Here is a 17,548-nt window from a genome sequence, read left to right as displayed (position 1 = left end):
GGGCGGGGCGGCGTCAAGTGTATCGTCTTCACGCCCTCTCCCCTGTGGGGAGAGGAGTGTCGGGTGAACAGCGCGGGACGCTGTTCACCCGACACTGGCCCGCCGCGCGAGCGGTGGGAGGGTGAGGGGCTGCCACGGGCGCAGCATTGCTTGGCCACCCCTCACCCTCCCACTGCCTATGGGCAGTGGGCCCCTCCCTCTCCCCGGAGGGGAGAGGGAAAGTTATAGAAACGCTGCGATCGCCTGCCCCAGTTCCGGCTTGGCGACGCAGCTCATGTGGCCGCCGGGTATCTCCGTGTACGTCGCGTTCGGCAGCGTGTCCGCGAGGTCCTTCGCCGAGCCATTGTCGAAATCGTCGACGCCCGCCACCACCAGCGTCGGCTGCGCGAAGCCGCGGATCGTCTCCAGCGGGGTATCGGCAAAGGTCCTGAGGATGCCGAGCAGCGCCACCGGATCGCCGCCGGTGGTCTTCAGGAATGCCTCGGCCAGCCATTCGGGGCTGCCGCGCTTGTGCTGGCCCAGATTGGTCAGGATATGGGTGAAATGATCCACCCGGCGGTTGGTGTCGGTCAGGCCGTCGAGCCCCATGCCCGCGAAGATGATCCGCCCCGGCTCCGCACCGGTCGCCACCATGCGCGAGGTCGTTCGCGCGCCCAGCGAATAGCCGCCCAGATCATAGTCGCCGAGGTCGAGATGCTCGATCAGCGCATGGCCGTCGCGGGTCAGCACGTCGGGGAAATAGGCGGCATCGTCATGCGGCCGGGCGCTTTGCCCGTGCGCGCGCAGGTCCGGCATGATGACGCGGTAGCCCTTGGCCGCGATCGCCGCGGCATGGCCGTAGCGGATCCAGTTGGTGTTGGCGTCGGAGAAATATCCGTGGATCAGGACGATCGGACGCCCCGCCCCCATTTTATGCCACGCCAGGCGCGTGCCGTCGAAGCTGTCGAAATAGTGCGTTTCAATCGGGAAGTCGGCCAAGGCTATCCATCCATCGCTGGGTCACGCCCGCATTCTCGTCGGAGCGCATGCCCGGCAGGTGAGAGGTGTCCTGCCAGGCGGGGAGGATGCTTTCGCTAGCATAGTTGCGCACCGGCTTGAACCGGGTCGGATCGTCGAAGGACCCAAGGGTCAGGTCGATATTCCCCTCCCCATCGGCAAAGGCGAAGCCGAGCGGCGTGCCACACGTCGCGCAAAAGGGGCGCAGCGCGATCGGCGAGGATCGATACCAGTCGGGCTCGACCAGCCAGTGCAGCCGGTCGCGCGCGAGATTGACGAAGGCGGTGGCGGCAGCGCCCGTCGCCCGCCTGCACATCTTGCAATGGCACAGATAGGCCTCGTCGCCATCCTCGATCGTCGCTGCGTAGCGGATGCGCCCGCATTGGCAGCCACCGGTCATCGCCTCGCGCATGCGCTCCTGTCTCCTGCCGGGGGCGCAGCCATCGACGGGGGCGCCCGCTTCGGTTAGCATGCCCGATCCGCCAGCGGCCGCAAAGAGCCCGCAGCACCACGGAGAGGGTCCCTCCACCACAAAGCCGGACCCTTGATGCAAGCCGATACCGACCTTCCCCCCAGCCCGATCGGCCGCCCCCACAGCCTGCTCGAAGACGCCTATGCCCTTGCGATCGGGTGCATCCTCATCATCGTCGGCCTGTTGTTCCTGCATGCCGCCGGTCTGGTGACGGGCGGCATCGCCGGCGTCGCGCTGCTGCTGTCCTATCTCTTGCCGCTGCCGGCCGGCGTGCTGTTCACGCTCATCAACATCCCGTTCTTCATCTTCGCGCACAAGGTGATGGGCGCGCGCTTTGCGGTGAAGACGGTGCTGGTCAATGTCGGCATCGCCGCCTTTTCCGCGGCGACGCGCGTCTCGGTGCACGTCATCGACGTCCACCCCGCCTTTGCCAGCGTGGTCGGCGGCACGGTGATCGGCATGGGCATCCTGGCGCTCGCCCGGCATCAGGCCGGGGTCGGGGGCACCGGCGTCGTTACCCTATGGCTGCAACGCCGCCGCGGCTGGAACGCCGGTCACACCCAGATCGCGCTCGACGTGCTGATCCTGGGGCTCGCGGTGCCGGTGGTGACGGGTGCGCAACTCGCCTGGTCCGCGCTCAGCGCGGCCTCGATCAGCCTGATCCTGATCGCCTGGCACCGGCCGGGCCGGTATATCGGGCATTGACGTTCAAAGCCCTCTCCCCTCCGGGGAGCATCAGGTGACCAGCGCCCCGCGCTGTTCAGTCCATGCCGGGGGCATGGGCGACCTGATGCTGGTTGGGTGAGGGGTTGCTAGGCAGTGCTGCTCTGCTGGTCTGCCCCTCACCCTTCCCACTGCCTTGCGGCAGCGGGCCAGTGTCGGGTGAACAGCGCCCCGCGCTGTTCAGGCCATGCCGGGAGCATGACCGACCCAATACTCCTCTCCCCGCAGGGGAGAGGGAGACAGTGGATCAATCCGCCTTCTTCAGATGCCGCCGGCCGAGCAGTTCGGCGATCTGCACTGCGTTCAGCGCCGCGCCTTTCCGCAGATTGTCCGACACGCACCACAGCGACAGGCCGTTGTCGACGGTCGAATCCTCGCGCACGCGGCTGATGAAGGTCGCATAGTCGCCGACGCATTCCACCGGCGTGACGTAACCGCCATCCTCGCGCTTATCGACCAGCATCACGCCGGGCGCCTCGCGCAGGATGCTCTGTGCCTCCTCGGCCGAGATCTCGTTCTCGAACTCGATGTTCAGCGCCTCGGAATGGCCGACGAACACGGGCACGCGCACGCAGGTCGCGGTCACCTTCACCTTGGGGTCGAGGATCTTCTTGGTCTCGGCCACCATCTTCCACTCTTCCTTGGTGGTGCCGTCCTCCAGGAAGCTGTCGATGTGCGGGATCACGTTGAACGCGATCTGCTTGGTGAACTTCACCGGGGTGGCGGGGTCGCCGACGAAGATGTTGCGGCTCTGCTCGAACAGCTCGTCCATGCCCTGCTTTCCCGCGCCCGACACCGACTGGTAGGTCGCGACGACGACGCGCTTGACCGTCGCCTTGTCGTGCAGCGGCTTCAGCGCGACCACCATCTGCGCGGTCGAGCAATTCGGGTTGGCGATGATGTTGCGTGCCTTGTACCCGTCAATCGCATCCGGGTTCACCTCGGGCACGATCAGCGGCACGTCCGGGTCCATGCGGTAGAGCGACGAATTGTCGATCACCACGCAGCCCGCCGCCGCGAACTTGGGCGCATAGACCTTGGTCGCCTCCGACCCGATCGCGAACAGCGCGATGTCCCAGCCGGCGGGATCGAAATGCTCGATATTCTTGACGGTCAGCTGCTTGCCCGTCTCGCCATATTCGATCTGATCGCCCTGACTGCGCGACGAGGCGAGCACCGCGATCTCGTCGATCGGAAACTCGCGCTCGGCGAGGATGTTGATCATCTCGCGCCCGACATTGCCCGTGGCCCCTGCGACCACCACCCGGTAACCCATCACATACTCCTAGACCGATGTCGCGAGCCGGTAGCCTCTAAGCCCGCGACACGAAACCCCAAACATCCTTGTCCTGCCCGCAATTTTATTTCGCCGGTTTCTGTTTGACCTCGCGGTCGAGGAAATTCAGGATCGTGGTCCACAGATGCTCCGACACGCCCGGCCCGCCAACGCGGTGCGTCTGGCCGGGGTAGAACATCATCTCGAACGGCGTATCCGTCTTCTGCATCTCGGTGGCGAACACCGTGGCATTGTCAAGAAAGACATTGTCGTCGGCCATGCCGTGGATCAGCAGCAGCGGGTCCTTGATCTTCGCCGCCTCGCTCACCGCCTGCGAGATGGCATAGCTTTGCGGATCGGTGCGCGGATCGCCCAGATAGCGCTCGGTATAATGCGTGTCGTAGAGCTGCCAGTCGGTCACCGGCGCGCCCGACACCGCCGCGGCATAGACGCCCGGCGTCTTTTCCAGCATCTTGATCGACATATAGCCGCCATAGGACCAGCCATAGGTGGCGATCTTGTTCGCATCGACGAAGGGCAGCGTCTTCAGATACTCGGCCCCGGTCAACTGGTCCTCGACCTCCACCGTGCCCATGGCGTGGTAGATCTGGTCCTCGAACGCCTTGCCGCGATTGTACGAGCCGCGATTGTCGATCTGGAAGAAGATATAGCCCTGGTCGACCAGGAACTGGGGCAGCGCCCCCTGCCATCCGCGCGTCACCTGCTGGCCGGTGCCGGGTCCGCCATAATGCTGGAAGAAGACCGGGTATTTCTTCCCCGGCTCCAGCGGCGGCGTGATCATCTCCCAATGGAGCGTCGATCCGTCCTTCGCCTTCAGCGTGCCGAACTTCGTGTCCTGATGGCTTGCCAGATAGGGCGCATAGGGGTGCGCGCCCGCCACCGCATTCTCGTTGATCCATTCCAGCCGCTTGCCGGTCGTATCCGCCAGATAGACCTGGGTCGGCTGGCGGGGCCCTGAGCGCGAGATGATGAAGCGGCTCGCGCCGTCGTCCATCGACGCCGCATTGGTATAGCCGCGCTCGGTCAGCCGGGTGGCGCTGCCCGGCTTGTTCAGGTCGAGCACATAGAGATGCTGTTCCAGCACATCGTCCTTCGTGCCGGTGAAGTAGAGCCGCCCCCGGCCCTCATCGACGCCGACCAGGTTCGTGACCACCCAGTCGCCCTTGGTGAGCGCGGTCCACTTGCCCCCCTTGTAGCGATACAGATGCCCGAACCCGGTGCGTTCCGACCGCCAGATCAGGCTGCCGTCCTTCATCACGTGATAGGCGTCGGACAGGTTCAGCCAGCTCCGCTCCCCCGATTTCTCGGTGAACAGCACGGTGGATTTGCCGGTGGCGGGATCGACACGCAGCATGTCGAGCGTCTTCTGATCGCGGCTCTGGCGCTGGACCAGGAGCGCCGAGCCATCGGGCAGCCAGTCGACGCGCGCCAGATAGATGTCCGGGTCGCTGCCCAGGTCGACCTTCACCTTGCCCGACCCGTCGGGGCGCATCACGTAGAGGTCGACCAGCGCGTTGGGCGTGCCGGCGCCAGGATAGCGCTGCTCGTACACCTTGGTCCCCGTCGCGCCGATCGCCGCCCGCACCGCCACCTGCACCGGCGCCTCGTCGAACCGCTCGACCGCCACGAACCGCTCGTCCGGGCTCCACCAATAGCCGGTGAAGCGGTGCATTTCCTCTTGCGCGACGAATTCCGCCTCGCCGAAATGCACCGTGCCCCGGCCTTCGGTGGTCAGCGGGCGCGCCTCGCCGCCGCCCAGCGGCACCGCCCAGAGGTTCTGGTCGCGCACGAAGCTGACGAAGCCGCCCCTGGGGCTGACCACCGGGTTCAGCTCGCCGCCGGCCGTGTTGGTCAGCCGGCGGACCTGCCCGTCCAGCGTGGCGAGGTACAGGTCGCCGTCCAGCGGCACCAGGATGGTCTTGCCGTCGGGGGCCCAGTCATAGGTAACGATGCCCTTCGACCCGCCGATGCGGGCCCGCTCGCGCTGCATCTTTTCCGCCTCGGACAATTCGGCACCGGTGCCGACCGCCTTGGAATCGACCAGCATCCGCTCCGCACCGGTGCGCGTGTCGCGCGCCCACAGGTCCAGCCGCTCGCGCTCGTCGGCACGCGGGCGCAGAAAGGTCAGCAGCGTGCCGTCGGGCGACAGGCGCAGGCCCCTTGGCTGCGACCCGGACAGGTCCGGGCTGCCGAACACGCGGCCCAGCGTCAGTTCGCCCTGCTTGGCCGGCACGATCGCGCTGCGATCCGCGGCCTGGACCTGCTCACTCATCATCGCCGCCGTTCCCACCGAAGCCAAAGCCAGTCCCAGCACCCATGCGCGCATCCCGTGATCTCTCCGAACGGATCGTAGCTGCCGACACCCGTCGGCCAATGGGGGCGGGTTATCGCGGGCGTGGCCGCCTGCGTAAAGCCGTAACATCCGCCACCACTCGGCCGGCCCGCAAAACGATATCGCTAACAGTCTGTTAACGTTCCTGATCTACGGGTCTTGCTTTGCACCCCGGCGCTGCGCCGGCTTCCTGAAGGGCCGCGGCATGGCACTTTCCTCGGCACCGGGGCACGGCAGCCCCGGCGATTTCGACGCGATGGCGGCCGTCGACGGCATCGCCGCGCATGCGCACTGGCACCGGCTGCTCGCCCCGCATACGCCGCTGCGCGACCTGGCCGATGCGATACACGCGGTCACCGCCATCCATGGCAATCATCCGGGCATGATCGAATGTGCGCTCGCCCGCGCGGCGGAGGTCGATACCCTGCCCTGGCTGGTCGATGCCGCCGCCGGCTTCGCGGTGGAGCGCGCCTATCTGGCGCAGCTCGCCGCGGCGGCCGGCCCGCTTCCCTCCACCCCCGGCCAGTCGGAAACCGCCGCCGCACTGGCGCAACAGCGCCACACGCTGGAGGCGCTGGCCAATTCCGACCGGATCGGCTCCGCCACCGGCGCGGTCGCCGCCCTGCTTGCCGACTGGCGGGCGCTGCGCCACGTTCTCGATGCCGCCGCCGCGCGTTTCGGGGTCGAGGTGGTGGTGCCGATCCTGCCCCCCGCCAACCCGCCCGTTCCGGCAGCGGCGCTTGCCCTGCGCGCGCGCAGCTTCGGCGCCAGCCAGTTGTTCGCGCAGCATCGCGGCCTGTGGGGCCTGCTGGAGGCACGCGCCAGCGCCCGGCGCGGCTGATCCATGGGCCGGATCGCGCCGGGACGTTCTGGTAACCGGACCGGTAACCAGAATGGGCAACATCCGGTTGATGGGGATGGCGCTATCGTGCTGCCTATGAAGGGACTTCCCGGATTCGGCCTGATCGTATCGATCCTGTTCGCGGCACCTGCGGCAGGGCGGTCGCTGCTCGACTATGTCGGGCAGTGCGTTCCCTTTGCGCGCGAAGCCTCCGGCATCCGCATCTATGGCGACGCCTGGACCTGGTGGAAGCAGGCGGACGGCGTCTACAAGCGCGGCCATGCGCCCAAGGTCGGCGCGGTCATCGTCTTCGAGAAGACATCGCGCCTGCCGCTGGGCCATGTCGCGGTGGTCAGCCGCATCGTCGAGGACCGGGTGGTGATGCTGACCCACGCCAACTGGTCCCGCCAGAATGGCGAGCGTGGCCATGCCGAACAGGATGTCACCCTGTTCGACGTATCGCGCGGCAACGACTGGTCGGACGTAAAGGTCTGGTATCACGATTCCGAAGGGCTGGGCGGCACCACCTATCCCGTCTACGGCTTCATCTACGGCAAGGGCGAGACCGCGTCCGAACTCACCGGCAAGCATCCCGATGACGTCGGCGCACTGATCGACGCCTACGTGGCGCGCTGACCCCGGCTTCCGCGTCGATCACCGCCATGATAGGCTCCCGTCGTTGTCATGGGAGAGTTGATCGATGCGTGCTTCCGCCTTGCTCGCCTTCATGCTTGTCGCACCTGCGGCGTTTGCGCAGGAACAGCCCGCTTCGCCCCCGAAAGGGTGCACCCCGCACGCCGAAAAGGCCGTCGGTACAGCTACGCCGCGGCAGAGCAACTTGAGCGAGTTGCCCGATGCGGTGGAGATCCGCACCGTATGGCGCATGGTGGACGGCTGCCCCAAGCCGGTCGTGCTGCGCGACGGTGTCGGCAACAACCCCGATGCGCCGCGTCCTCCGGTCGATGGCGAAGTTGCCGCTCACCCCAGCCAATGACATCGGCCGGGCCGTCGGTTCACCGCTCCGGCTCGCTCACCACCCCGCCGGGCATCGGCAGCGCTGCGCCGGTCGTGCCCGGAAAGCTGATCGGCAGGCCTTTGAGCGTACGCACCGCCATATAGGCGAAGCCCTCCGCCTCCATCGCGTCGCCGTTCCAGCCCAGCGCGTCACTCGGCTCGGGCACGATCCCCGTCGCCTCGGCGATCATCCGCAGCATCGTCGGATTGTGCCGCCCGCCGCCCGCCACCAGCAGCCGCGTCGGCCGGCTGGGCAGATGTTCCAGCGCCTGCGCCACCGTCGCCGCGGTAAAGGCGGTCAGCGTCGCGGCTCCGTCCGCCGCCGAAAGCCCGCGGACCGCCTGAATAGTGAAGTCGTTGCGATCCAGCGACTTGGGCGGCGCTGCATCGAACCATGGATTGTCGAGCAGCGTGTCCAGCACGGTCGCCTCCACCCGCCCGCTCGCCGCCAGCGCGCCGTCCGCGTCGAAGCGGGCGCCGGTTTCCGCCTCCATCCAGCTATCGATCAGGCCGTTGGCGGGGCCAGTGTCGAACGCGACCAGCCCGCCGTCCGGTCCCACCCAGGTGATGTTCGCCACCCCACCCAGGTTCAGCACCGCGACCGGCAGGGTCAGCCCGGCGGTGAGTGCCGCGTGATAGACCGGCAGCAGCGGCGCGCCCTGCCCGCCCGCCGCGACATCGGCCGAACGAAAGTCCCACACCGTGGTGATGCCCGTCGCATTCGCCAGCGCGGCGCCGTCGCCGATCTGCCACGTCCAGCCACGATCGGGCCGGTGGGCCACTGTCTGCCCGTGAAAGCCGATCACGCCCACGTCCTCGGCCGCCACCCCGGCGTCGCGCAGCAACTTCTGCACCGCCAGCACATGGGTGCGCACGATCAGGTCGCCGGCCGCCACCACCGGCGGGCTCGGCCGCGGCTTGTCGAAGGACAGCGCCAGCACCGTGGCCTTCGCCAGTTGCGCGCGCGCCGCGTCGGAATAGGGCTCGCCCCGGAACGCGACCGGCCGCACCTGGCCCTCGCCATCGGTTTCGATCAGCGCGGCATCGACCCCGTCGAGCGAGGTCCCGGACATCAAACCGATCGCGAGCATGGCCAAGCATTCCCTTTCCCGCCCGTCATGACCGGGGGCGCCGGCAAAGTCGATAAACCTCGATCAAGATCGCTGCATCTGGAAAAGTCCGCCGGGATCGCTTATGTGCGCGCGATCCCATGGCAACCAAACTCCCCTCCCCGCCGCGTGTCGGCATGGTGTCGCTCGGCTGTCCCAAGAACCTGGTCGACAGCGAACGCATCCTGACGCAGCTCCGCTCCGATGGCTATCAGATGTCGCCCGACTATGCCGGCGCCGACGTCGTGCTGGTCAACACGTGCGGCTTTCTCGATTCCGCCAAGGAGGAATCGCTGGAGGCGATCGGCGAGGCGATCAAGGAAAACGGCCGCGTCATCGTGACCGGCTGCATGGGCAAGGAAGCGGAGGCGATCCGCACCCGCTTCCCCGACGTGCTCGCCGTCACTGGCGCCCATCAATATGAGCAGGTGGTGGAGGCGGTGCACGCCGCCGCGCCCGCCAACCTGTCGCCCTATCTCGACCTGATCCCCGATGCCGGGCTGAAACTGACGCCGCGGCACTACAGCTATCTAAAGATTTCGGAGGGCTGCAACCACCGGTGCAGCTTCTGCATCATCCCGTCCCTGCGCGGCGATCTGGTCAGCCGCCGCCCCGACGCGATCCTGCGCGAGGCGGAGAAGCTGGTGGAGGCCGGCACGCGCGAGTTGCTGGTGATCAGCCAGGACACCTCGGCCTACGGCATCGACATCCGCCGGACCCCGCGCCTGTGGAAGGGGCAGGAGGTCGTGCCGCACATGACCGACCTCGCCCGCGAACTGGGCCGGATCGCACCCTGGGTGCGCCTGCATTATGTTTATCCCTATCCGCATGTCGATCAGGTCATTCCGCTGATGGCCGAGGGGCTGGTGCTCCCCTATCTCGACATTCCGTTCCAGCATGCCGCCCCCTCGGTGCTGCGCCGCATGAAGCGGCCCGGCAACGACGCCAAGGTGCTCAGCCGCATCCACCGGTGGCGCGAGATCTGCCCGGACATCGCGATCCGCTCCACCTTCGTCGTCGGCTTCCCCGGCGAGACGGAGGAGGATTTCCAGTATCTGCTCGACTGGCTGGACGAGGCGCAGCTCGACCGGGTCGGCGCCTTCCGCTTCGAACCCGTCGAGGGGGCCGCGGCGAACGACCTGCCCGACCCCGTGCCGGAGGCCGTGAAGGAAGAGCGCTACGCCCGCATCATGGAAAAGACCGCGGCGATCTCGGCCGCCAAGCTCGCCGCCAAGGTCGGTCGCACCCTGCCCGTCATCATCGACGCGGTGGACGAGGAGGGCGGCGCCAATGGCCGCAGCCAGGCCGACGCGCCCGAGATCGATGGCGAGGTCTTCCTGCGCGACGCCGGCCACCTGTCGGTCGGCGATATCGTGCCGGTGGTGATCGAGGATGCCGACGACCACGACCTGTACGGCGTACCGGTGGCGCCGCGGACATAGGCGCGGCGCCGCTTTTCCGCGCGCCGCCGTTGCGCGCCGCCCCGGCATTTGCTTCGATGCCGGGCATGACCGGTTTCCGCATGCTGGCAGCGCTCGCGCTCGCCATTCCCGCCCCGCTTGCCGCACAGGCCCTGTCCCCGGACGAAGCGACCAGGATCGACGCGCTCGTCACCAAGACGCTGGCCGATACCGGCGTCCCCTCCGCCTCGATCGCGGTGGTGCGGGGCGGCCGCATCGTCCTTGCCAAGGCCTATGGCAAGCAGTCGGAGGCGGCAAAGCCCGCCGACGCGGCCGCGCCCTACCAGATCGCCTCGATCTCCAAGCAGTTCACCGCCGCCGCGCTCCTCCTGCTGGAGGATGACGGCAAGCTCAGCCTGGACGACACCGTCGCCCGGTACCTGCCCGGCATCACCGGCGGCGACCGCATCACGCTGCGCCAGTTGCTGTCGCACACCTCGGGCCTTCGCGACTATTGGCCGCAGGATTTCAGCTTCAAGGCGATGGCGACGCCCGTCACGCCGCAGGGCATCGTCGACCGCTGGGCCAAGGCGCCGCTCGACTTCCAGCCCGGCCAACAGTGGCAATATTCCAACACCGGCTATGTCGTCGCCGGCATGATCGCGGAAAAGGTGTCGGGCCAGCCGCTGATGCAGCTTCTGCAGACCCGCATCTTCGCGCCGCTCGGCATCCGCGCGCTGGATCAGGACGAGGCGGTGGGGCCCGGTTTCCCGCAAGGCTATGGCCGCTTCGCACTCGGCCCCGTCCATGCCGAGACGCCGGCCGCATCGGGCTGGCTCTATGCCGCGGGCCAGTTGTCGATGTCGGCGCAGGATCTCGCCAGATGGGACATCGCCCGCCTGAACCGCACGCTGCTTGCCCCCGACGACTGGAGTGCGCAGGAAACGCCCGTCCGCCTCGCCGACGGGTCGACCAACGGCTATGGCCTGGGGGTCAGCACCGGCACGCAGAACGGCCGCCGCTTTGTCGAGCATTCCGGCGAGGCGGTCGGTTTCCTGTCCGAAAACATCGTCTTCCCCGATGACAAGGCGGCGATCGTCGTTCTGACCAACAGCTGGTTTTCCGATGCCACCAGCCGCATCGCCGGCGGATTGCAGGCGATCGTCCTGCCCCCGCCCACCGCCTCCGCCGAGGATCAGGCCGCCCTCCCCCGCGCCCGCCGCCTGTACGACCAGTTGCGAAGCGGCACGCTCGACCGCACATTGCTGACCGAGGACGCCAACTTCTACTTCACCCCGCGCGCCCAGGCCGACTACCGCACCAGCCTGGCCGCGCTCGGCGAGCCCACCGCCTTCATCCAGACCGGCCGCACCCGCCTGCGCGGCGGCTTCGTCAATCGCACCTTCCGCGTAACCTACCCGAACCGCACGCTTTCGGTCAGCACCTATGCCGAGCCCGACGGCGCGCAGCGGTTCGAGCAATTCCTGGTGGCACCCGTTCAATGACGACCGACTTCACGCTTCTGCTGCAACCCGATCGCGGCCAATATGCGCGCACCATCACCGCGATCGCGCCGGATGACTTTGGGGCATGGTTGCACGACCAGCCCCAGGCGGTCCGCACCCAGGCCGCCGCCGCGCGCTTCACGGGCAAGGCCGGCACGCACCTGATCGTCACCGGGGAAAGCGACTGGCAGGTCGTCGCCGCCATCGCCGATCCGCACTCGCCCTGGGCACTCGCCCGACTTGCGGAGATATTGCCGGAGGGCGTCTACCGACCGGAGGGGGTCGAGGCCGGTCCCGCCGCGCTCGGCTGGCTGCTCGGCCAGTATCGCTTCACCCGCTACAAGGCCGGCGAGCCGACCGGGCAGCGAGTCCTCCTGACCCGCGACGCCGCGCATATCGAGGAAACCGTGCGCATTGCGGCGGCCACCGCGCAGGTCCGCGATCTGGTCAACACCGCGGCCGGCGATCTCGGCCCCGCCGAGCTGGAACATGAAATCGCCGAACTCGCCCGCCGCTTCGGCGCGGAGATCGCGGTGACGCAAGGGGAGGCGCTGGCCCGCGACTATCCGATGATCCACGCGGTCGGCATCGCCGCCACGCCGGATCGTGCGCCTCGCCTGATCGAACTCGCCTGGGGCGACCCCGCGCATCCCGGCCTCGCCATCGTCGGCAAGGGCGTTTGCTTCGACACCGGCGGCCTCGACATCAAGCCGTCCGCCGCGATGCGCCTGATGAAGAAGGACATGGGCGGTGCCGCCCACGCCATCGCGCTCGCCGGCCTCGTCATGGCCGCGCGCCTGCCCGTCCGCCTCCACCTCCTCGTCCCCGCGGTCGAGAATGCGGTGTCCGCCGCATCCTTCCGCCCCGGCGACGTGCTGCGCACCCGCAAGGGCCTGACCGTCGAGAACACGAACACCGATGCCGAAGGCAGGCTGATCCTGGGCGACGCGCTGACCCGCGCCGGCGAACATACCCCCGACCTGATCCTCGATTTCGCGACGCTGACCGGCGCCGCTCGCGTGGCGCTCGGCCCGGACCTGCCGCCGCTCTTCACCGATGACGAGGCGCTGGCCGGCGCCCTGCTTGCCGCGGGCACGGCAGAGGACGATCCTGTCTGGCGCCTGCCCCTGTGGGACGGGTACGACGACATGCTGAAATCGGACGTGGCCGACATGGTCAACGCTCCCGAAGGCGGCTTTGCCGGCGCGATCACCGCCGCCCTCTTCCTCCGCCGCTTCGTCCCGCAAGGCACCGCCTGGGCCCATCTCGACGTCTTCGCCTGGCGCCCCACGGCCAAACCCGGCCGCCCCAAGGGCGCCGACGCCTATGCCCTCCGCGCGGCGTATGCGATGCTGAAGAAGCGGTACGGGTGATTATTCCCTCTCCCCCACGGGGAGCATCAGGTAAACAGCGCCCCGCGCTGTTTAGTTCATGCCGGGGGCATGAACGACCTGATGCTGGAGAGGCCCGCTGCCGTCAGGCAGTGGGAGGGTGAGGGGCTGCCCAGCAGTGCAACGCTGCTTGCCCCCCAAAAAAAATCAAACCCCCGCCGCCGCCTCGATGATCGGCACGAATTTCGCCGCCGTTAAACTCGCACCCCCGACCAGCGCGCCGTCCACATCGTCCACCGCCAGGATCGTCGCGGCATTCTCCCCCGTCACCGATCCGCCGTACAGGATGCGCACCCCGTCCGCCGCATCGCCGATCAGCATGCGCAGCTTGGCGCGCGCGATCGCGTGGATCGATCCGATCTCCTCCAGCGTGGGCGTGCGGCCCGTCCCGATCGCCCAGCGCGGCTCATAGGCAAGCGTGAACCAGCTGCCGTCCGCATTGTCGGGCACCGACTTCTCGATCTGCGCCTGCACCACGCGTTCGGCGCGGCCGGCGTTGCGCTCGGCCTCCGTCTCGCCGCAGCACAGGATGACGTTCAGACCCTGCCGGTGCGCCGCCGCCGCCTTGGCCCACGCATCCTGGCTCGTCTCACCCTGATCGGCCCGCCGCTCGGAATGGCCGACGATGGTGAAGCTGGCGCCCACCTCCGCCACCATCGCCGCCGATATGCAGCCGGTATGCGCGCCCGCATCGCGCTCGTGCACGTCCTCGGCCCCGATCGCCACACCCGGCACCCGCGCCGCTGCCGGCCCGATCAGCGTGGCCGGCACCGCCACCGCGACATCGACCCCCGGCGCCGCATCCGCGGCCGCCACGATCGCGTCCAGCTCGCCGAGCGCGGCCAGCGATCCGTTCATCTTCCAGTTGCCCGCCACCAGTTTGCGCCGCGTCATCCCCGGATTCCCACTTCATCGTTATACATGTTCAACACCGATAGCGCGTCTGCGTTGCGGCACAAGCTTGATGCTTGCGCGCCCGCCTCTTAAAGCATCACCCGATTTTCTCCTGCCGATCGGTCGTCCATGCTCAGTTTCTTCCGCCGGATCATCAATTCCAAGGCCGGTGTCATCGTCACCTTCATCGTCCTGGGGGTGATCGCGATCGCCTTTGCGGCGGGTGACGTGTCGAACGTCACCAGCATGGGGGGCGGCATCGGCGGCGCGCAGGTCGCCAAGGTCGGCGATGCCAAGGTCGGCAATGCCGAGCTGCGCCAAGCGGTCGCCGCCGAGGTGGAAGCGTATCGCCGCGAACAGCCCACGCTCGATGTCGCGACCTTCATCGCGCAGGGCGGGCTCGACGGCACGCTGCAACGGATCGTCAACGGCATGGCGCTGGAGGAATTCGGCCATGACCAGGGCATGGTCGTCTCGCGCCGTGCGGTCGACGGCCAGATCGCCTCGATCCCGGCGCTGCGCGGACCCAATGGCCAGTTCGATCCCACGCTCTACCAGCGCATCCTGGCCGACCGGAAGATGACCGACCAGCAGGTGCGCACCGACATCGCCCGCGAACTGATCGGCCAGCAGCTTATCGCCCCCACCCAGGGCGCGACGCAGATGCCGCAGCAACTGGCGCTCCCTTATGCCTCGCTGCTGCTCGAAAAGCGCGCTGGCCAGATCGGCTTTATCCCGCTGACCGCGGTCGGCACCGGTGCCGCGCCCACGCCCGCGGAGATCCAGAGCTTCTACGGCCGCAACCTGTCGCGCTACACCCTGCCGGAGCGTCGCACGGTGCGCTATGCCGTGGTTTCGCCGCAGGCGGTCGCCGCGCGCGTCACCCCGACCGATGCCGAGATCGCCGCCTATTTCCGGTCCAACCAGTCCAGCTACGCCGCCAGCGAGAAGCGCACGGTCACCCAGGTCATCGTCGCCGACCAGGCCGGCGCGAATGCGCTTGCCGCCAAGGTGAAGGGGGGCACCGCGCTCGCCGCCGCCGCACAGGCCGCCGGGCTGGAGCCCTCCACGCAGGAAGGCGTCGACAAGGCCGCCTATGCCGCGACCACCTCCGCCGCGGTCGCCGATGCGGTCTTTGCCGCGTCGCAGGGTGCGGTCGTCGGCCCCTTGCGCGGTACGCTCGGCTTCGTCGTCGCGCGCGTCGATGCCGTCACCCAGGTGCCGGCGCGCACGCTGCAACAGGTTCGCGCCGACATCGTCGACACGCTGACCAAGCAGAAGTCCGCCGCCGCGCTCGCCGACCTGCGCAACAAGGTCGAGGATGCGCTGGCCGACAACGCCACCTTTGACGAGGTCGTCGGCGACCAGAAGCTGCAGGCGCAGGCGCTCCCCGCCGTCACCGCGCAGGGGCAGGCGCCCGACGCCCCCGCTTTCCAGCCCTCGGCCGAACAGCGCACCATGATCACCGCCGCCTTCACCGCTGAGGATGGCGATGCGCCGCAGGTGGTGCCGCTCGGCCAGGATGGCGGCTTCGCCGTCGTCGCCGTCGGTCAGGTCGTGCCCTCCGCCCCCCGCCCGCTGATGCAGGTGCAGAACGCCGTCATCGCCGATCTCAAGGCCGATCGTGCCCGCGCCGCGGCCCGCAAGGTGGCGAACGACGTGCTGGCCCGCGTCAACAAGGGTGCGGCGCTGGGCGCCGCCCTCGGCCAGACCGGCCTGTCGCTTCCCGCCATCCGCCCGATCGCCGCCGCGCGGGCGCAGCTGGCCGCGGCGCAGCAGACGCCGGCCGCCGCGCCGCTCGCGCTGTTGTTCAGCATGAAGCAGGGCACCACCAAGACGCTGCAATCGCCCGGCGGCGACGGCTGGTACGTCATCAAGCTGGACCGGATCGACCGTGGCGACGCCTCGAACACCCCTGACGCCGTCCGCGCCGCCCGCGCCGATATCGGTCGTCTTCAGGGCCGCGAATATGTTGAACAGTTCGTCCGCGCGGTCAGCAGGAATGTCGGCGTGAAGATCGATACCGGCAACGTCGCGGCGGTGCGCAACGAGTTGGTGAACGGGAGCAGCTCCAATAACTGATCCCGTCTCCGCGCTCGCCTCCGGCCGGCCGGCGCTGATCTGGCGCCGGCAGGTCGCGGATACCGAGACGCCGGTCGCCGCCGCCCTGAAGCTGATCGAGCCCGGCCGCGGCGACTTCCTGCTCGAATCGGTGGAGGGCGGCGCGACCCGCGGCCGCCACAGCCTGATCGGCCTTGCCCCCGATCTCGTCTTCCGCGCGCATGGGAAGGTCGCCGCGATCAACCGCCACTGGGCGACCGACCGCGACGCGTTCGCGGATTGCGCGCAGGATACGCTGGCGGCGCTCCGCACGCTGGTCGCCGAATGCCGCGCCGACGTGCCGGAGGGGCTGCCGCGCGCGCTGGCCTGTCTTGTCGGCTATTTCGGCTATGAAACCGTGGGGTTGGTGGAGGATCTGCCCCAGCCGGCGAGCGACCCGCTCAGTCTGCCGGACATGATCTTCGTCCGCCCCACCGTCATCCTCGTCTTCGACCGTCTCGCCGACGCCCTGTTCCTCGTCGCCCCGGCCTGGCCCGACGCCACCAGCGACGCCGCCGCCATCGTCGCCGATGCGGAGAGCCGCCTCGATGCGGTCGCCGCGCGCCTTGCCGCCACGCCGCTGCCGGCGCCCGTCCGCGCCGATCTCGACGAGCCCGCCTACACCCCCGCGCTCGCCCCCGGCCGCTACGGGGAAATGGTCGCCCGCGCGAAGGACTATATCGTCGCCGGCGACATCTTTCAGGTCGTGCTGGCCCAGCGGTTCGAGACGCCGTTTGCGCTCCCCCCCTTCGAACTCTACCGAAGCCTGCGCCGCATCAACCCCTCCCCCTTCCTATATCATCTTGATCTTCCCGGGTTTTCCCTGATCGGCTCCAGCCCCGAGATCCTCGTCCGCGTCCGCGACGGCGACGTCACCATCCGCCCCATCGCCGGCACCCGCCCGCGCGGCAGGACCGCCGCGGAGGACGAGGCGAACCGCACCAGCCTGCTCGCCGATCCCAAGGAACGGGCCGAACATCTGATGCTGCTCGATCTCGGCCGCAACGATACCGGCCGCGCTTCCGCACCGGGCAGCGTGCGCGTGACGGACAGCTACACGGTCGAACTCTACAGCCATGTGATGCACATCGTGTCGAACGTGGTCGGCACGCTGGCGCCGGAAAAGGATGCACTCGACGCGCTGTTCGCCGGCTTCCCCGCCGGCACCGTCAGCGGCGCGCCAAAGGTCCGCGCCTGCCAGATCATCGCCGAACTCGAACCCGAACGCCGCGGCGCCTATGCCGGCGGCGTCGGCTATTTCTCGCCCGACGGATCGATGGATAGCTGCATCGTGCTGCGCACCGCGGTGGTGAAGGACGGCATAATCCACGTCCAGGCGGGCGCCGGCATCGTCGCCGACTCCGACCCCGCCTATGAACAGCGCGAGTGCGAGGCCAAGGCCGGCGCCATCCTCGCCGCCGCCCGCGAGGCGGTCGCCCGCGCGGCGGAAGGCGGCTTCGGGCAGTAGGGGCGG

General features: G+C 68.6%; 15 protein-coding genes. 9 read left to right on the top strand and 6 right to left on the bottom strand.

Annotated elements, in window-relative coordinates; translation table 11 throughout:
- Positions 1 to 222 precede the first annotated feature (222 nt).
- Both NPJ82_RS07130 and NPJ82_RS07125 read right to left on the bottom strand, forming a co-directional pair.
- Complete coding sequence (locus NPJ82_RS07130; protein WP_342658829.1) at positions 223 to 978, bottom strand: alpha/beta fold hydrolase; 756 nt, start codon at positions 976 to 978, stop codon at positions 223 to 225.
- A complete protein-coding gene (locus NPJ82_RS07125) occupies positions 959 to 1,408 on the bottom strand; it encodes a GFA family protein (protein WP_149681983.1) in 450 nt (149 codons plus the stop codon). The genes NPJ82_RS07130 and NPJ82_RS07125 overlap by 20 nt, the downstream gene beginning before the upstream one ends.
- 135 nt (positions 1,409 to 1,543) lie before the next feature.
- Here NPJ82_RS07125 and NPJ82_RS07120 point away from each other — a divergent pair, with 135 nt between their 5' ends.
- The gene (locus tag NPJ82_RS07120; protein WP_267349515.1) at positions 1,544 to 2,173 is read left to right on the top strand and encodes a YitT family protein; all 630 of its coding nucleotides are present in this window, start codon (positions 1,544 to 1,546) and stop codon (positions 2,171 to 2,173) included.
- A gap of 265 nt (positions 2,174 to 2,438) precedes the next feature.
- Here NPJ82_RS07120 and NPJ82_RS07115 read toward each other — a convergent pair whose 3' ends face one another.
- Positions 2,439 to 3,467: an aspartate-semialdehyde dehydrogenase gene (locus NPJ82_RS07115; RefSeq protein ID WP_112382446.1), complete on the bottom strand. Its 1,029-nt coding sequence runs from the start codon at positions 3,465 to 3,467 to the stop codon at positions 2,439 to 2,441.
- A gap of 85 nt (positions 3,468 to 3,552) precedes the next feature.
- Entirely contained in the window at positions 3,553 to 5,760 is a 2,208-nt protein-coding gene (locus tag NPJ82_RS07110) for a DPP IV N-terminal domain-containing protein (RefSeq protein ID WP_342658976.1), read from the bottom strand.
- A gap of 265 nt (positions 5,761 to 6,025) precedes the next feature.
- Here NPJ82_RS07110 and NPJ82_RS07105 point away from each other — a divergent pair, with 265 nt between their 5' ends.
- The 3 genes from NPJ82_RS07105 (at position 6,026) to NPJ82_RS07095 (ending at position 7,655) form a co-directional block, all read left to right on the top strand.
- Positions 6,026 to 6,661, top strand: a complete 636-nt coding sequence (locus tag NPJ82_RS07105; RefSeq protein WP_342658828.1) for a hypothetical protein — start codon at positions 6,026 to 6,028, stop codon at positions 6,659 to 6,661.
- A gap of 96 nt (positions 6,662 to 6,757) precedes the next feature.
- A complete protein-coding gene (locus tag NPJ82_RS07100) occupies positions 6,758 to 7,297 on the top strand; it encodes a CHAP domain-containing protein (RefSeq protein ID WP_342658827.1) in 540 nt (179 codons plus the stop codon).
- A gap of 202 nt (positions 7,298 to 7,499) precedes the next feature.
- A complete protein-coding gene (locus NPJ82_RS07095; protein WP_342658826.1) occupies positions 7,500 to 7,655 on the top strand; it encodes a hypothetical protein in 156 nt (51 codons plus the stop codon).
- A gap of 19 nt (positions 7,656 to 7,674) precedes the next feature.
- Here NPJ82_RS07095 and NPJ82_RS07090 read toward each other — a convergent pair whose 3' ends face one another.
- Positions 7,675 to 8,766: an anhydro-N-acetylmuramic acid kinase gene (locus tag NPJ82_RS07090; protein ID WP_342658825.1), complete on the bottom strand. Its 1,092-nt coding sequence runs from the start codon at positions 8,764 to 8,766 to the stop codon at positions 7,675 to 7,677.
- Positions 8,767 to 8,885: 119 nt separating this feature from the next.
- On the opposite strand from NPJ82_RS07090, the gene rimO reads away from it, so the two are divergent.
- The 3 genes from rimO to NPJ82_RS07075 all read left to right on the top strand — a co-directional run bounded on the left by rimO (position 8,886) and on the right by NPJ82_RS07075 (position 13,062).
- A complete protein-coding gene (gene rimO, locus NPJ82_RS07085; RefSeq protein ID WP_342658824.1) occupies positions 8,886 to 10,226 on the top strand; it encodes a 30S ribosomal protein S12 methylthiotransferase RimO in 1,341 nt (446 codons plus the stop codon).
- Positions 10,227 to 10,291: 65 nt separating this feature from the next.
- Positions 10,292 to 11,689, top strand: a complete 1,398-nt coding sequence (locus NPJ82_RS07080) for a serine hydrolase domain-containing protein (protein ID WP_342658823.1) — start codon at positions 10,292 to 10,294, stop codon at positions 11,687 to 11,689.
- Positions 11,686 to 13,062, top strand: a complete 1,377-nt coding sequence (locus NPJ82_RS07075) for a leucyl aminopeptidase family protein (RefSeq protein WP_342658822.1) — start codon at positions 11,686 to 11,688, stop codon at positions 13,060 to 13,062. The genes NPJ82_RS07080 and NPJ82_RS07075 overlap by 4 nt, the downstream gene beginning before the upstream one ends.
- 165 nt (positions 13,063 to 13,227) lie before the next feature.
- Here the strand turns inward: NPJ82_RS07075 and tpiA are convergent, their stop codons facing one another.
- Complete coding sequence (tpiA, locus tag NPJ82_RS07070) at positions 13,228 to 13,974, bottom strand: triose-phosphate isomerase (protein ID WP_342658821.1); 747 nt, start codon at positions 13,972 to 13,974, stop codon at positions 13,228 to 13,230.
- Between the two features lie 129 nt (positions 13,975 to 14,103).
- Between tpiA and NPJ82_RS07065 the strand changes: the two genes are divergently transcribed.
- Together NPJ82_RS07065 and trpE are read left to right on the top strand one after the other, a co-directional pair.
- A complete protein-coding gene (locus NPJ82_RS07065) occupies positions 14,104 to 16,056 on the top strand; it encodes a peptidyl-prolyl cis-trans isomerase (RefSeq protein WP_342658820.1) in 1,953 nt (650 codons plus the stop codon).
- The gene (trpE, locus tag NPJ82_RS07060) at positions 16,049 to 17,542 is read left to right on the top strand and encodes an anthranilate synthase component I (RefSeq protein WP_342658975.1); all 1,494 of its coding nucleotides are present in this window, start codon (positions 16,049 to 16,051) and stop codon (positions 17,540 to 17,542) included. Before NPJ82_RS07065 ends, trpE begins: the two co-directional genes overlap by 8 nt.
- The last annotated feature ends 6 nt before the right edge of the window (positions 17,543 to 17,548 follow it).

Origin of the sequence: Sphingomonas sp. NY01, from assembly GCF_038809135.1 — a bacterium.
In the GTDB taxonomy this organism is placed as follows: domain Bacteria; phylum Pseudomonadota; class Alphaproteobacteria; order Sphingomonadales; family Sphingomonadaceae; genus Sphingomonas; species Sphingomonas carotinifaciens.
This window is presented reverse-complemented; position numbering and strand designations above follow the sequence as displayed.

Excerpts from the sequence above, each read along its gene's own strand:
- NPJ82_RS07125 (WP_149681983.1), bottom strand. The coding sequence starts at position 1,408 with ATGCGCGAGGCGATGACCGGTGGCTGCCAATGCGGGCGCATCCGCTAC.
- NPJ82_RS07120 (WP_267349515.1), top strand. The coding sequence starts at position 1,544 with ATGCAAGCCGATACCGACCTTCCCCCCAGCCCGATCGGCCGCCCCCAC.
- NPJ82_RS07115 (WP_112382446.1), bottom strand. The coding sequence starts at position 3,467 with ATGGGTTACCGGGTGGTGGTCGCAGGGGCCACGGGCAATGTCGGGCGC.
- NPJ82_RS07110 (WP_342658976.1), bottom strand. The coding sequence starts at position 5,760 with ATGAGTGAGCAGGTCCAGGCCGCGGATCGCAGCGCGATCGTGCCGGCC.
- NPJ82_RS07105 (WP_342658828.1), top strand. The coding sequence starts at position 6,026 with ATGGCACTTTCCTCGGCACCGGGGCACGGCAGCCCCGGCGATTTCGAC.
- NPJ82_RS07100 (WP_342658827.1), top strand. The coding sequence starts at position 6,758 with ATGAAGGGACTTCCCGGATTCGGCCTGATCGTATCGATCCTGTTCGCG.
- NPJ82_RS07090 (WP_342658825.1), bottom strand. The coding sequence starts at position 8,766 with ATGCTCGCGATCGGTTTGATGTCCGGGACCTCGCTCGACGGGGTCGAT.
- rimO (WP_342658824.1), top strand. The coding sequence starts at position 8,886 with ATGGCAACCAAACTCCCCTCCCCGCCGCGTGTCGGCATGGTGTCGCTC.
- NPJ82_RS07080 (WP_342658823.1), top strand. The coding sequence starts at position 10,292 with ATGACCGGTTTCCGCATGCTGGCAGCGCTCGCGCTCGCCATTCCCGCC.
- NPJ82_RS07075 (WP_342658822.1), top strand. The coding sequence starts at position 11,686 with ATGACGACCGACTTCACGCTTCTGCTGCAACCCGATCGCGGCCAATAT.
- tpiA (WP_342658821.1), bottom strand. The coding sequence starts at position 13,974 with ATGACGCGGCGCAAACTGGTGGCGGGCAACTGGAAGATGAACGGATCG.
- NPJ82_RS07065 (WP_342658820.1), top strand. The coding sequence starts at position 14,104 with ATGCTCAGTTTCTTCCGCCGGATCATCAATTCCAAGGCCGGTGTCATC.